The sequence below is a fragment of the Proteus sp. G2618 genome (genome assembly GCF_009915995.1).
In the GTDB taxonomy this organism is placed as follows: Bacteria; Pseudomonadota; Gammaproteobacteria; order Enterobacterales; family Enterobacteriaceae; genus Proteus; species Proteus terrae.
The window spans coordinates 236,141-250,621 of the sequence record NZ_JAABNI010000026.1 but is presented as its reverse complement, the minus strand read 5'-3'; the positions used below and the strand labels follow the sequence as shown (position 1 = coordinate 250,621).

Below are 14,481 nucleotides of genomic sequence, written 5' to 3'. Positions count from 1 at the left end.
CACTTGTTGTTGTTAGAAAGTTTCCCAGTTAGCGGGATCTTCAACACTGCTGCTCTTTTTCTTTTCTGAGGTTCCTGGTTTTATAAGTGGAGCAGCGGCTTTAACTACAGGGGTTGCATCCGATTCCTTTCTTTCTAGCGTTTTTTCTTCCTGACCCGGTAATTTGAAGATTGAAACTAAGCGGGTTAATGCAACTGCTTGATCTTCAAGACCAGCAGCAGCGGCTGCAGATTGTTCTACTAAAGAGGCGTTTTGCTGAGTGACGCGATCCATTTCAGAAACCGCAAGGCCAACTTGTGAAATACCTCGGCTTTGCTCATCTGATGCAGAAGCGATTTCGCCCATGATGTCAGTAACACGTGTTACTGAATCCACGATACGCGTCATCGTCTCACCCGCACTTTCAACGAGTACAGAACCCGTTTCAGTACGACTTACAGAATCTTCAATCAGTGTTTTTATTTCTTTAGCAGCTTCTGCACTTCTCTGTGCAAGGTTACGAACTTCTCCGGCAACTACCGCAAATCCGCGACCATGCTCACCGGCTCTTGCTGCTTCAACAGCCGCATTCAGTGCCAAAATATTGGTCTGGAATGCAATGCCATCGATAACAGCTGTGATATCGGTGATTTTCTGAGAACTTCCGGCTATGTCGTGCATCGTTTGCACCACATTAGCAACAACTTTTCCGCCTTGGCGGGCAATATCTGAGGCGTCATTAGCAAGGTTACTTGCTTGGCGAGCATTGTCTGCGTTCTGTTTTACGGTCGCCGTTAACTGTTCCATACTTGCAGCAGTTTCTTCTAACGAAGCCACTTGCTCTTCTGTACGAGCAGATAAGTCATTATTCCCAGCGGCAATTTCACTTGTGCTGTTATAAATGTTTTCCGTACTTTGATAGACACCACGAACGGTTTGAATAAGCTCTTGTTGCATATGTTTTAAACCATTTGCTAACAAGCTCATTTCATTGCGGCCATTCACTTCGATATTTGGACGTAAATCACCTTCAGAGAAAGTTTTAATACTTAATAGAAGTGAATTTAATGGTCTAATTAAGGCATTACGTAATGCAAACCAGCATAGAATTAATGCCGAGATCACGATAATGGCTAACACAACCATAGTAATGACAGTACGTTGGTGAGAGGCTTCTAGTGCTACATTTAACTCATCGTTAAATTTCTCATTACGCATGACATATGCAAGATATTCTTTATAAAAAGCGTCTTGATAACCTGTAGTTGGTTGCTCAAAAAAGTCTTTTAAGTTCTTATCTTGAAGTAAAATTTCCAGTTGGTTTAATGCAGAAAAATATTCGATAAAACGCCCTTTTAGGCTACGAACATCATCTTCTGAGTGAACTTGATAAGCCGTAATATTCTTTTCAAATTCTTTAAATTTCTCATCTGCACGGGACATATTTTTACGAGCAAGACCTGTCAGATAGTCAACAGATAGAGAATCATCTACATTAAGATTTTTATCTTGTAATAAAAAACTAATCGCGGCGCGGTTAATGTTATTACGAGCTTGCAGTAAGTTAGCCCAGCTTTCATCTAGGCGCTCACGTTGATCTTGTATTGTCAGTGTTTTATTAAGGTCGTTTCTTGTCTCAACGATATTTGAGTAAAAAACTCCCCCTGAGACAAATTGCAAAACACCAAACAACAGAAGAATGGATAATAATCCAGTCACTATTTTCATTCGGCTAAACATAGTTTCCCTTTTTATAATAAACGGTAATGAGCAAGTTATCGGCAGACTTAAGAGAAACTTTATAGGTTTCATTTCGTCTTAGTCACGTTTTTGCCCCATTAGAAAGCGGTGGTAATACTGTTTTTAATTAAAATTATAAGTATAAAAAACTTTAAAGTTATTTCCGTCAGTAGAAAAATATTACAGCTAGGTGATAGCTACTTATAAGCTAATAAATAATAAAATAGAACTTAACTAAAATTATTAGTTCTTTTTATCTTTTAATTTTACTTAAAGTTAATTTGATGCTTTAGCACTCGCTAATAAAATAAAAAAGATAGAAATAGCTATTCCGGCAAAATTACCGGAACAGTATTTAGATTATTTTTTAAAAAATAAAAACTTATTTAGCTTGAATTGTTGCGCTATCGACTAATTCCATTTCTTCACTGTTGAGTAATTTTTCAATATCAACAAGAATAAGCATTCTTTCATCTAAAGTACCTAAACCTGTTAAATACTCAGTAGACATTGTGACTGCAAAATCTGGCGCAGGGCAGATTTGCTCTGGCTTTAACGTAAGAACATCAGAAACGCCATCAACAACAATTCCCACAATTCGATTTAATAAGTTAACCACAATAACAACAGTATTGTCATTATAAGTTACACTTTCTTGTGAAAATTTAATACGCAGATCAACTATCGGAACAATAACGCCCCGTAAATTAGTTACACCTTTAATAAAGCTAGGTGAATTAGCAATACGTGTAACTTGATCATATCCACGAATTTCTTGAACCTTTAAAATATCAATTCCATATTCTTCATCGCCCAGCGTAAAAATTAGAAATCCTTGTCCAACAGTTTCACCGGATAATTTCTCGAAATGTTCCGAAGCCATAATCTTATTTTATCCTCACTATTAAATGACTGCGCTTGCAGTTGTATTCTTTTTCTTATTTGTCATTTGTGTATGACTTAAACGTTGCAATTCTGGTACATCAAGAATTAAAGCCACACTACCATCGCCCATAATTGTTGCAGCAGATATTCCAGGTACTTTTCGGTAATTGCTTTCTATATTTTTAACAACAACTTGATGCTGACCAACTAATTGATCTACCAATAAAGCATAACGACGTCCGGCACTTTGAACAATTACCGCAATGGCTTGGGTAATATCAGTTTGAGCACCTTCAATATTAAAAGTACGATGCAGTTCAATCAGTGGTAAATATTCCCCTCTGACCTGCAATAATTTCTCATCGCCAGCCAATGGATAAATATCATCTTCTTCCGGTTGTAAAGAACTGACTACCGTTCCTAATGGTAAAATAAAGACTTCGTCATGAACTTTAACAGACATACCATCTAAAATTGCTAATGTCAGTGGAAGTAAAATACGAATACGCGTTCCTTTACCCACTTCAAAACTGATTTGAATTTGACCACCCATCTCTTGGATATTTCGTTTTACAACATCCATACCCACACCACGACCAGAAACATCCGTGACGACTTCAGCAGTAGAGAAACCCGGTGCAAAAATCAGCATGGCAACTTCTTCGTTGCTCATATTTTCAGAAACTGCAAGCCCAGAGGAAATCGCTTTTTTCAAAATACGTTCGCGGTTTAATCCAGCACCATCATCAGTTACTTCAATACAAATATTACCGCCTTGATGTTCCGCAGACAGGGTTAATTGCCCCGCTTCCGGTTTACCAGCCGCAACACGATCAGCTGGCATTTCAATACCATGATCAAGACTGTTACGAACTAAGTGAGTTAAAGGATCGATAATTTTTTCAATTAAGCTTTTATCAAGTTCTGTTGAGCTACCGATCATGTTTAGCTCAACTTTCTTATTCATTTTACCTGCAACATCACGCACAACTCGAGGGAAGCGGCTGAAAACATATTCCATTGGCATCATACGAATTGACATAACAGATTCTTGTAAATCACGAGAATTACGCTGTAACTGAGCAATACAACTTAGTAAATCACTATATATTGCAGGCTCAAGGGTACCACTATGCTGTGCCAACATTGACTGTGTGATAACCAGTTCACCAACTAAGTTGATTAATTGATCAACTTTTTCAACTGCAACACGAATACTGCTTGATTCTGTTTTTGGCGTAGCAGCGGCAACAGGTCTTTTCGCTGGTGCTGCCGATGCCACCGGTGCTTTAGTCGGTTCTGCTGATGGTGTTACTTTTTCAGCAACTGATTTTTGTACAGATACCGCTTGCTCTACTTGGCTTTCAACATGAACATCATCAACAGATGTTGTACTTTCTTCTGTAACTGTGTTTTTTTCTGCAACAGCCACTTTTTTAAACGAGATTTGTTCAGGTTCAATCACAAAACAAAGTACAGCGCTGATATCTTCTTCTGTTGCAGTGGTTTTCAATATTGCTTCAAGACCATGATGCTGTTTTTCAACTTGGCTAACTTCACCAAGATGCTTTAATTCATCAAGCATTAGATCAATATCTGTCTCTTTAAGATCAGACAAAATAATATGGTGGTAATAATGTCCATCAGCCGCCATTGTCGATGCTACTTCGACCATGGTTTCTATAGTTTCACTTTGCACATTTTCAATGTCAGATGACAAAACAGGAGTTTCAGTCATTGCGGCCTGTGAGTCTGAAGTTTCAGATCCAGCAACAACCTCAACTTGAGGAGCGGATTGTTCTTCTTTTACATCGAGAGCCAGCTGACGCAACTTCTCACAAATATAGTTAAATGTTTCCTCATCAGGTTCTTGTGAGTTTTTATGTGCATCCAATTGCTGTTGCATAATATCTTTCGCTTCCAGAAACAGGTTAATAATGTCGTCGGTGAGCGCCATCTCATGACGTCTTGCACTATCGAGCAAGTTTTCAAGCACATGAGTGGTCTGTTGAAGTTTAACGAAGCCAAATGTTGCAGCCCCTCCTTTTATGGAGTGCGCACTACGGAAAATCGCATTCATCTGTTCTTGATCTGGATTTGCAGGATCAAGTAACAGCAAATGCTGTTCCATATCAGCTAACAACTCATCTGCTTCATCAAAAAATGTTTGATAAAACTCAGTAATATCCATCGTTACTCATTCACCTTTACGCGATTACCAACAAATTAGGGGGCTGTTCCCTGCTTTGTAGTAATATTTGTCGATTGTGATGGCAAACTTTCCCCAGAAACTCCTGTTTCAACATTTTCCTTTTTTGATTCGGGAAGCTCAGATGCAGAAGACACAGACGAACCCGTCTGTGTATTTTCTGCTTTTTCTTGTGGGGTTTCTTGCCCTGAAAGTAGAGGTTCAATTTCTGAAGCCTCTGTTACTGTCGGTGCAACCCGCTCATTTTCTTGTACAATTTTTTGTTCTGCTTGCTTCGTTAAGACCAGAATACTGATCCGTCGGTTAGCAGGTGCAAAACCATCTTCTTTGACCAAGTGAACTGTTGATGCCATACCTACAACACGCAACACTTTCCATTCACCTAAGCCAGCACCAATTAACTCTCGACGAGAGGCATTCGCGCGATCCGTTGATAGTTCCCAGTTACTATATTTAAAAGCGCCACTTGCATAAGGAATATCATCGGTATGACCCGATAAACTGATTTTATATGGCGTGTCATTTAAAATAGGTGCAATTGCCGTCAAAATATCCTTCATATAAGGTTCAACGGTAGCACTACCGACTCTAAACATAGGTCGATTTGCTTTATCGATAATTTGGATGCGTAAACCTTCATCCATCATGTCGATTAATAAATGAGGCTTCAGATCTTTTAATCTAGGATCATTTAAAATGACTTGTTCTAAATTCTCTTTTAATCGGCGGAATTGTTGCTTTTCATTAAGCTGTTTATCTTCCTGACCTTTTGGCAAAATATCACCTTCGTTATAAACAGGATCACGCCCTCCTCCAGGAATAGGATTGGTTGCATCCCCACTAAATCGCCCTTTTTCAATAGCGACTTTTAATGGCGTGCGAAAATATTCTGCTACACGAGTTAATTCTTGTGGACTAGAGATTGAAAGTAACCACATCACCAGAAAGAAAGCCATCATTGCAGTCATAAAGTCAGCATAAGCTATCTTCCATGCACCACCGTGAGCGTGATGTTGCTTTCTCCCTCGCTTTTTAACTCGAATGATTTGTGAATTACTCTTCATAATTACTCTTCTTTCATTGCATCAGGATTTGCCTGCATTGGTGTCCGTACCTGACGTACATGTTCTTCCAACTCAATAAAAGAAGGTCTGTCTGCCAGAAAGAGGGTTTTACGTCCAAATTCAACAGCTATCTGTGGCGCATATCCATTCATGCTAGATAACAATGTTGTTTTGATGCACTCCATCATTTTCATTTGCTGACTAGAGCGCTGTCTGAGTCTAGAAGCTAATGGTGAAATAAAACCATAAGCTAATAAAATACCTAAGAAAGTACCAACCATTGCGTGTCCAATTAATACGCCCATTTCGCCAGCGGGTCTATCCGCGGCACCTAACGCATTAACAACACCCATAACCGCAGCAACGATACCGAACGCTGGTAATGAATCACCCATCGCCGATAAACCTGTTGCAGGCACTTCGCTTTCTTCCTCAAAAGTTGCAATCTCTTCATCCATCAGAGATTCAATTTCATAAGGATTCATATTCCCTGTCACCATCAGACGCATATAGTCAGTAATAAAACTGAGCATATAAACATCTTTCATAATGCGAGGATATTGGGAAAAAATGTCACTTTGTTGTGGGTTTTCGATATCTCTCTCTAATGCCAACATCCCGTTTTGACGAGCTTTTGACAATAAACGAAACATGAGTGCCATTAAATCCATGTACATCGCTTTATTGTAATTTGTACTACGAAGTAATTTCGGTAGGATCTTCATTGTCGATACAATTGCTCTACCATTATTACCTACAATAAAAGCACCGATACCGGCACCAAAGATGATTATAAATTCGGCTGGCTGGTACAAGGCGCCTAAACTACCACCGACGAGAAGATATCCCCCGATGACGGCGCTCATAACCACGATATATCCTAAGAGTACTAACACGCGATATCCCTTTAGCTAATTTCGTTATAGAGAGAATGGCGAACATAGCAGCAAGAGATAGGAGGGGGAGAGGAAACGGCTCAGGTTATAGATAACTAAGCTCTATAACCTGATATTTAACTTTCAATCTCGAATCACATTGCAAACTGTTCAAGACCATCCAACAGTTGTAAGTTAATATCGGCAGGATTGGCGGAAAGTTTACGTTTTTTTATTGCGCGAGAAGGTGGCTGGCAAAGACTACAAACATAATTGCTAGCTGGCTGGTGTGCGTGTGTAATAAATGAACCATTACATTTGGTACAAACGGAAAGTTGCAACATGCCACTTTCAACAAAGCGTACTAATGTCCATGCTCTTGTTAGTGCTAAAATAGGTTCTTGATCTTTAACAGGCGGACATTGCTCTAAGTATAAACGATAAGCTTTAACAACAGCCTCAACGCCAACACAACCACCATTTTTTAATAAAAAGCGATAAGCGTTATAGAACATTGAGGAATGGATATTTTGTTCCCATGTCATAAACCAATCCGTTGAAAATGGCAGCATTCCTTTTGGAGGGGGGCTCCCTCTTAATTCTTTGTATAATTTAATTAAACGCCCCCGACTTAATTGAGTTTCACTTTCAAGCATTTGTAAGCGGGCACCCAAGGTGATTAATTCCATTGCTAAGCGAATATCCTTCGCTTCTCGGACGATACTTTTCTCACTCATTGTTATGCCCGTTTCTTTGTCGCAGTAGTATCTTGTTCCGATAACTGACGAAACAAGTTAGAAGAAAGAAGAATGCCAGTATGAATTTGTTGTAAATCATCCACTCTAGATTCTTTAGTGAGTTGTTCTATTGTTTCGCTGTCTTCAAACCGGAAATTACAGATTAGTTGGTTTGTTTCAGCCAACTTAACCAATTGAGGCAATGTAAGCTCTGCTAGTGCATCCGCCATGGCGTCACTAATCCCAAGCCGAAACATTGCGGAAGCCTTTTCTTGGTTAATTAACCTTTGCGCCAAAAGCAAATACGATAAATTTATGTCATAAATATGCTTAAGCAATTCAACCGTACTCATCTCTTTACATCCCGTCCGATTATATTGAACAAAGAGGATCTTCCTAATGAAAGATCCCGAGGAAATTAATATAAATGTAATATTAAATTTCCAGGCCCCATTTTATGAACATGACACGTAGTAACACTACCTTGTATTACTTAGTTACGGTCATTTTCAAAAGTAGCGAAAAAAACATTTAAATTAAAAGTAAACTTTAAATGCTCGCCAATATAGCTCGTTAAGAATAATCCTAACGCGACAACTTTACTCCTTAACGATTAAGTTATTCAACGGATAAAGTAGTCTAATTTAAATACTATGTGAGTCACATCACAAAAAGATAATCATTATTATGGAATTAGTTCATTAACTATTCAAGTGATAAAAGTAATAAAACTTGGTGTAAATTAATAAGCTAATCTACCCAAATTAAAATATTAATGATAATTTTTTATTTTATACGATCTATTAAACTTATAAACCTAAAAATACAGCATAAAAATTTGACAAATCCACAATTGGAGATTTTTTTGATCACAGTAACATATATTGATATATCTCCTCCTCATCTTTATCTAAACAAGCTTCCCAGTTTTAATAAATATTTCTATAGATATTATTTTTTTCATCATTTACGTAAACCTTCAGAAATGATCACTTTTTATTTACAATTTGTTTGAAAAATAACCTATTCTAATTATTTATAGTTATCCTAAATTTTTTTATTATTTCACCATTAAAATTACCCTTTAAAATCAATGCCATATCGTGATGAATTTATTAAACAGAACGATAAGTCATATAAAATTAAATTCTTAGTTATGCATCTTCACCCTTAAATCATTGAATATTTATTTCCACATTATTAAAGTTTCAATTGTAACAATACAATTTAACTAATGATTATTAAGTACTATTTAACACTTAAATTACAGAACTCTTAATAAGGGTTTTATTGACTGTAAATTAGTCACAGAGAAATAATATCCACATACAAATAAGTTTTATTTATGAATTGCAGTATATATTATGAGCAGTTAAAATTTAAAACTGTCACAGGTTTAATATAAAAATAAAAGAATGATTTTTATTTAATTAAATAAATAACACCTGTAATTTAATTATCAATTTAAAACGGAATATAAAAATAATACAATATTTAACTTAAGTTAAATTTAAAAAAACAATCATTTTTTTATAAAATAAAGCCCAACTTTATTAAAATAAAAAATGAAATAAAAATCATCTTATTTTTCACTGTATATAGATATATATTTATCAAACAATCTACAATTAATTAAAAATATAACATCCCGTAAAAAAGCATAAAGAAAAAAAGAAGATTTATAAATTATGTTTTATATAACCACACCTCTTTTATTATAAAAAAGACATTTTTTTGAAATATAAATTTCAATTTGATAAAAAAAGCTTCCAAGATCTCCAATGCAAAGTAATTAATTCATAAAATAATAAGGCAAAATATAAATTCTATTTTTCCTGTTATCAGTATTACCTCTACACAATAAATGGCGGTAATGACAAATATGACGTTCTAGAGTTAACACTTGTACACATCGACTTTTTCAATGTAAAGACAGAAAAACAAATATGATCAAAATATCATCTTATTGATTATTCCATTGGCATTACCTCGAACTAAAAAATATCAAATGTTACTTTTTGCCCCAAAACATCTCTTAACAGCAATTTGTTTTACTCTTACAAATGATGAGTATTGTTTCACTTTTCCTCTTATCATGCGGTTAGCCTCTTTTTTTCAACCTAGCTAGCACAAGTCTCAAGACATTACAGAACCAAAAGTGCTGACTTCGTAACAACACCATTACTTAACAAAAGTTGATGTTGACGGGCTTAGGAGAGTATAAAGATTTAAATATCGATATATCTTTACTTAAACCACTAAAATATATCTCTAAATATTCCCCTATTCTAACCACTAATTTGACTCATTTTATTACCCTTTTTATGAGTAATTCCGAGTTTAAAAAGACTTTTCCTCTCTATCAAAGCCTAATAAAAATATTGATGTATCTAAATAATCAAGACCTATATCTCATTTATTAGATTAATCTTAAAAACCAATAACAGTGCTTAGTATTCTATACCCCAAAAGTGTTCTAAATTTTTGGAAAAGGAAGCTTTTGAAAAATATTGTAACCGTATTTTTCAAAAGTAATAATTGAGATTATTCATGCCGTGAATGCAAATACTTTGTGTATTGCTTTCAGTTCTATTGAAATGAGTTACATCGTTTTTTAGTAAGCAAACATGAAATGATTACTCCCCCTTTTATACCGGCAATTTTTTAAATTAGCATCCCTCTTATACTTGTTTTTATCTTTTTTGGTAAATCGAAAAAGGTCAGTAGCACAATTATCCTTTATATATATTTTCACAGTAAATACTAATGACACATCTATTTCATACTAAGATAATTCTCCTTCTGTAATAAGTAAGATTTACATCCTTGACAAAGTTATAAACAATATAATCTTGAAATTATTATTTTATCGAATGAAAAGAGTGGTGTGGTTTTTCTACGCTTATTATAAGATTACTTATTGGTATCATTTCCTCTACATCGTTTTTACAAAAAATCCTATAATTTTTCAAAAGATTTTCATTCATCATTGATTAGTAATTACAAACATCATGCCACAGCAATTCATCAGCTTTACTTTAGCGGTTTAAACTCACCATTTTCCTGAATTTACCCCCATTTTTTGAGAGTCTAATTTGATTAAATTAAAAACATTACTCAAAAAATCAAACTTAAATTAAATACTATAGAAAATATTGATAAAATTTTCGCCAAATACATTGAAATAATTTGAGAGTATAATTTAGGTATTAAAAAAAAATCCAATATAATCAATGGAAAACATCGTTTTTCACCCCAGATTCTATACTGCGCTAAGCCCCTTAATAACGACTTTTTGTCCTACAATACGCCTAAGTGCCTCATTTAATAAGTAAACCATGGGTAGCAACCGCTTACTTGATTTTAGTTTTTCCTGTTTATTAAAAACAAAATAAACAGAGATAAATCAAATCAACCTAAAACGCGAGATTAATAAAGATGAGAAATCACGCCAAATATACTCGAACGCTGTTAAACATTTTTCATTCATAACTCATTATATACGGGTTAACCACAATACAAATAATTGTACATTAATCAATTTAGGCAAAAATGTTTGTTTTTATTAAAACGAAAATGAATATATTCCATCCTATTGCGTATTTAAATTAGCTTTTTTTGAATACATTTTTCTATTTTTTATTCCATAAAGTAATAGTTACAAAAATAATAATTACACAAACAAAATACTTTATTTCTATATATTAGTAATAATACGTAATACATGACTAAGATCTCATTATTCTCATCGGAGGAGTTAAATCTTAAATTAAGTATTATGTTGATGTTCTGAATAATTTGAGGTTTGGATAGGCAAAAATAAATGATTTACTAAGAGCATACAAAAGTATGTGGCTGATGCGAATAATCGTAATCGCCCACACAACAGCTAGAAATATGACAGAACTCTTACTTACAAATTACAACGTTATATTCTTTATAACTTTTATAAATATTCATATTCCTTTTTGGAATAACCTTGTAAGTTGATATCTATCTAGTATCCAAATGGCAAAAAAGCTCCCTATATTCAATACAGGGAGCCTTGATTAGAAAGACATTATTTTCAAAAGATCTGTTAAGCAGGATGCTCTGCCGCTATCTTCCAATTAATTGCACTCACACTCTTTTCTAAACTTACTCTACAAACAATCGCTTCTATCTCTTTTTGCTCAACAGGTGTTGCAAGTAATTCAGCACAAACTTCCAACTGACTAGGCATCAATGTATCAGCACTACTTAAAGACTGTAATCGAACATGTAGTCCATTTATTGCTTGTAAAATGAGTGTTCTAACTAAAACTTCATCTTCTTCGTGACAAATAATTCGTATTGAGTAGCGTTGTTCAATATCTATTGCTTGATGTTGTGGCTGAGCGTTTATCCGTTGAGCAGCTTCTCGTAGTAAAATATTCGCACAAAGAATAAGAAGTGTTGCTATGGTCGCCAGTTGATATAAACCTAAGCCGCATAACACGCCAATTCCTGCTGAACACCAAAGCGTTGCTGCCGTATTAAGTCCACGTATATTCATTCCTTCACGCATGATCACACCTGCACCAAGAAATCCAATACCCGAAACAACTTGAGCTGCGATACGACCAGGGCTATCTGGCGAAGTTTCTATTGAACTTAAAATAAAAACAGCCGCACCCGTTGCAACTAAAGCGTTTGTTCTTAAACCAGCCATTCTTTGTCGCCATTGACGTTCGGCACCAATCAAAGCACCAAGGCACATTGCAATTATGAGATTTAAAATATAAGGCGTCATCGTCATGTTTATTTCCTCTACATGATGATTGAAATAGAAATGAAAATTTTGCTCTGATAGTTCAGAGTGTTGAAATTAATTCATCGCCTTAGGTGGAGGAAATAAAGAGAAAAAAATGTAGCACATGGAGTTACCCTTCGTATTTTAGCTGCATAAGGGAAATCATTTGGGTAAGTGCTGAATAGGAATATATAAGAAAGAAATATTACAATGCACTGCCCACCAAAATGGTAAGCAGTTTTAGTGAAGAAAACAGCCTACCTATTATTTTGAATAAAATTATTCTCAGTTAATGGGTTTATCATTAACCTACAACTTTGTGTATCCAAGGTATTTTCTCCTAACTAAAATTTGGCAAAAGTATAAGTAGATGATTTAAAAATGTAAATGAACCATACCTAAACGTAAGTCACTTTTGCTGTATTGGTCTAACAAATGTGCCTTCACCACCCTCTTTTTCATTAAAAAACCAAATTCCTTTTGGATATTCAGGGAGTGATACTAAATACATTATACCTTCATTAAATTCTTCAATAAGTAGGATAGTCCCTTCACGATCGTCAATACCATCTGTTTTCACAACAACGCTATCATTAACCTGCATTTGTTCTCCTGATAAATATTATCATTCTCTTTTTCTTTATTTTACCCATAAAGAAAAAGCCTGCCACCATAAGGTGACAGGCTTGAAGAAAATTTTTAAAAGGCTTTAAATTACAGAGCTGTTACGTTAGCAGCTGCTGGACCTTTTGCACCGTTTTCAATTGTGAATTCTACGTTCTGACCTTCAGCCAGAGTTTTGAAACCGTTACCTTGAATGGCAGAAAAGTGAACGAATACGTCTTTGCTTCCGTCTGCTGGAGTAATAAAACCAAAGCCTTTAGACTCGTTGAACCACTTAACTTGACCTTTCATTTTGTCAGACATGTGACTTTCCTATATATCAATAAAACGTTGCCTTCTCGGCATCTACTGGCCTGAACTACCTATAACTTATGGGCACACATGAAGAAAACGGTCAAAAAGCGATGCTGTTTAAAACTCATTAACTTAGAATGTCAATCATAAATCAGGTCTGTATTGAGGCCTTACTCATTAACGCATGAGACAAGTTTAATAGCAATAGTTTTATGCGTCTAAAGATTAAAAAAATGCGAATTGCACATTAAAAATACAATTCTTCCTCTATTTTTATCACTGTGCATAAAATTTATTTGATATTTTATCTCTATTATTAACAACAACTAAGAATATTCTTAATGGTTTGACAATAACAGTTAATGCCATAATTTAAAAAAACTGTTCTACCCGCTTATCTTGTCCCCGTGATAATCTAATAATAAGAAACAAGTTTGCAACATTCATCTCTTAAGGTGTTTACAATGAATGTATTAAAAGAAATCTTAGAGCGTGATTTAGACCGGATCAATAAAGCAGAGAAAAGAGACGGGAAACCACATTTTAATAGTCAGTTTTTAAAAAACCATATCTGGTTATGTATCAGCATGGTTCTCTCTTATGTATTACTCGCTGCGTTATTAATTTATTCACCTTACTTTGGGGTTATCTCACTCGTTCTTTTTACTGTGATGTTCTTAGTTATGGCTGGTATCTTGTTATTTGATATTAAACCTATCTATAAATTTGAGGATATTGGTGTTCTCGATTTGAGAGTTTGCTATAACGGTGAATGGTATACCTTTGAAAAACTCTCTGATGAAGCCATAAATGAAATCCACCAGCACCCAGCGATATCTCAACAAATAAAAGAAGACATTCGTGAGATTATTAGTAAAAAACAAGAAATTCATTTTTACGATGTGTACTTGATGGCATTTGATCCCGTTCAACAATCAATTTCAGCATCACAATTATCCCCTCAAGCCTAATTGATTCTCCGTGTTACACGTAAAACACGGAGAATAACTTCTATTATTTAACCACTTTGTCGATAAACCAACCAAACAGATATTTAATCCACTTTTAACGTTGACACTCTGATATATCATCGTTATTATGCGCCTCGTTCTCAAGAGAACTCGCTTCCTCCATAGTTCAGTCGGTAGAACGGCGGACTGTTAATCCGTATGTCACTGGTTCAAGTCCAGTTGGAGGAGCCAAATTTAGAAAAGCCCGCGCTATTACAGTGCGGGCTTTTTGCTTTGTAAATCCATATCGTCAAAATCAGCTACCTAAATCCAATCTGTATCGTTATCTTGAT

At 35.1% G+C, this 14,481-nt stretch carries 11 protein-coding genes and 1 tRNA gene; 2 read left to right on the top strand and 10 right to left on the bottom strand.

Annotated features, from left to right (window positions below; translation table 11 throughout):
- Positions 1-12: 12 nt before the first annotated feature.
- From GWJ01_RS17720 to cspE, 10 genes are all read right to left on the bottom strand, one after another.
- A complete protein-coding gene (locus GWJ01_RS17720) occupies positions 13-1,719 on the bottom strand; it encodes a methyl-accepting chemotaxis protein (RefSeq protein WP_161711400.1) in 1,707 nt (568 codons plus the stop codon).
- 382 nt (positions 1,720-2,101) lie between these two features.
- Positions 2,102-2,602, bottom strand: coding sequence for a chemotaxis protein CheW (gene cheW / locus GWJ01_RS17715; RefSeq protein ID WP_156733645.1), 501 nt, complete (start codon positions 2,600-2,602; stop codon positions 2,102-2,104).
- Positions 2,603-2,623: 21 nt separating this feature from the next.
- Entirely contained in the window at positions 2,624-4,795 is a 2,172-nt protein-coding gene (gene cheA, locus GWJ01_RS17710) for a chemotaxis protein CheA (protein WP_156733647.1), read from the bottom strand.
- 35 nt (positions 4,796-4,830) lie between these two features.
- The gene (motB, locus tag GWJ01_RS17705) at positions 4,831-5,877 is read right to left on the bottom strand and encodes a flagellar motor protein MotB (protein WP_088495206.1); all 1,047 of its coding nucleotides are present in this window, start codon (positions 5,875-5,877) and stop codon (positions 4,831-4,833) included.
- Positions 5,878-5,879: 2 nt separating this feature from the next.
- A complete protein-coding gene (motA, locus tag GWJ01_RS17700) occupies positions 5,880-6,773 on the bottom strand; it encodes a flagellar motor stator protein MotA (RefSeq protein WP_036935706.1) in 894 nt (297 codons plus the stop codon).
- 134 nt (positions 6,774-6,907) lie between these two features.
- Positions 6,908-7,489 carry a flagellar transcriptional regulator FlhC gene (flhC, locus tag GWJ01_RS17695; RefSeq protein WP_006533207.1) on the bottom strand — a complete coding sequence of 194 codons (582 nt, stop codon included), beginning with the start codon at positions 7,487-7,489 and terminating at the stop codon, positions 6,908-6,910.
- Positions 7,490-7,491: 2 nt separating this feature from the next.
- Positions 7,492-7,842: a flagellar transcriptional regulator FlhD gene (gene flhD, locus GWJ01_RS17690; protein WP_072063484.1), complete on the bottom strand. Its 351-nt coding sequence runs from the start codon at positions 7,840-7,842 to the stop codon at positions 7,492-7,494.
- Between the two features lie 3,725 nt (positions 7,843-11,567).
- Positions 11,568-12,266 carry an MgtC family protein gene (locus GWJ01_RS17685; protein WP_088495205.1) on the bottom strand — a complete coding sequence of 233 codons (699 nt, stop codon included), beginning with the start codon at positions 12,264-12,266 and terminating at the stop codon, positions 11,568-11,570.
- 403 nt (positions 12,267-12,669) lie between these two features.
- Entirely contained in the window at positions 12,670-12,864 is a 195-nt protein-coding gene (gene dsrB, locus GWJ01_RS17680; protein ID WP_075673852.1) for a protein DsrB, read from the bottom strand.
- 110 nt (positions 12,865-12,974) lie between these two features.
- Positions 12,975-13,187 carry a transcription antiterminator/RNA stability regulator CspE gene (cspE, locus tag GWJ01_RS17675; RefSeq protein WP_004243573.1) on the bottom strand — a complete coding sequence of 71 codons (213 nt, stop codon included), beginning with the start codon at positions 13,185-13,187 and terminating at the stop codon, positions 12,975-12,977.
- Between the two features lie 455 nt (positions 13,188-13,642).
- Here cspE and GWJ01_RS17670 point away from each other — a divergent pair, with 455 nt between their 5' ends.
- Together GWJ01_RS17670 and GWJ01_RS17665 are read left to right on the top strand one after the other, a co-directional pair.
- A complete protein-coding gene (locus tag GWJ01_RS17670) occupies positions 13,643-14,149 on the top strand; it encodes a YlaC family protein (RefSeq protein WP_156733651.1) in 507 nt (168 codons plus the stop codon).
- Positions 14,150-14,304: 155 nt separating this feature from the next.
- A tRNA-Asn gene (locus GWJ01_RS17665) sits at positions 14,305-14,380 on the top strand.
- Positions 14,381-14,481 lie beyond the last annotated feature (101 nt).

Coding starts and splice junctions, on each gene's coding strand:
- GWJ01_RS17720 (WP_161711400.1), bottom strand. CDS start 1,719: ATGTTTAGCCGAATGAAAATAGTGACTGGATTATTATCCATTCTTCTG.
- dsrB (WP_075673852.1), bottom strand. CDS start 12,864: ATGCAGGTTAATGATAGCGTTGTTGTGAAAACAGATGGTATTGACGAT.
- GWJ01_RS17685 (WP_088495205.1), bottom strand. CDS start 12,266: ATGACGATGACGCCTTATATTTTAAATCTCATAATTGCAATGTGCCTT.
- cspE (WP_004243573.1), bottom strand. CDS start 13,187: ATGTCTGACAAAATGAAAGGTCAAGTTAAGTGGTTCAACGAGTCTAAA.
- flhC (WP_006533207.1), bottom strand. CDS start 7,489: ATGAGTGAGAAAAGTATCGTCCGAGAAGCGAAGGATATTCGCTTAGCA.
- flhD (WP_072063484.1), bottom strand. CDS start 7,842: ATGAGTACGGTTGAATTGCTTAAGCATATTTATGACATAAATTTATCG.
- motB (WP_088495206.1), bottom strand. CDS start 5,877: ATGAAGAGTAATTCACAAATCATTCGAGTTAAAAAGCGAGGGAGAAAG.
- cheW (WP_156733645.1), bottom strand. CDS start 2,602: ATGGCTTCGGAACATTTCGAGAAATTATCCGGTGAAACTGTTGGACAA.
- cheA (WP_156733647.1), bottom strand. CDS start 4,795: ATGGATATTACTGAGTTTTATCAAACATTTTTTGATGAAGCAGATGAG.
- GWJ01_RS17670 (WP_156733651.1), top strand. CDS start 13,643: ATGAATGTATTAAAAGAAATCTTAGAGCGTGATTTAGACCGGATCAAT.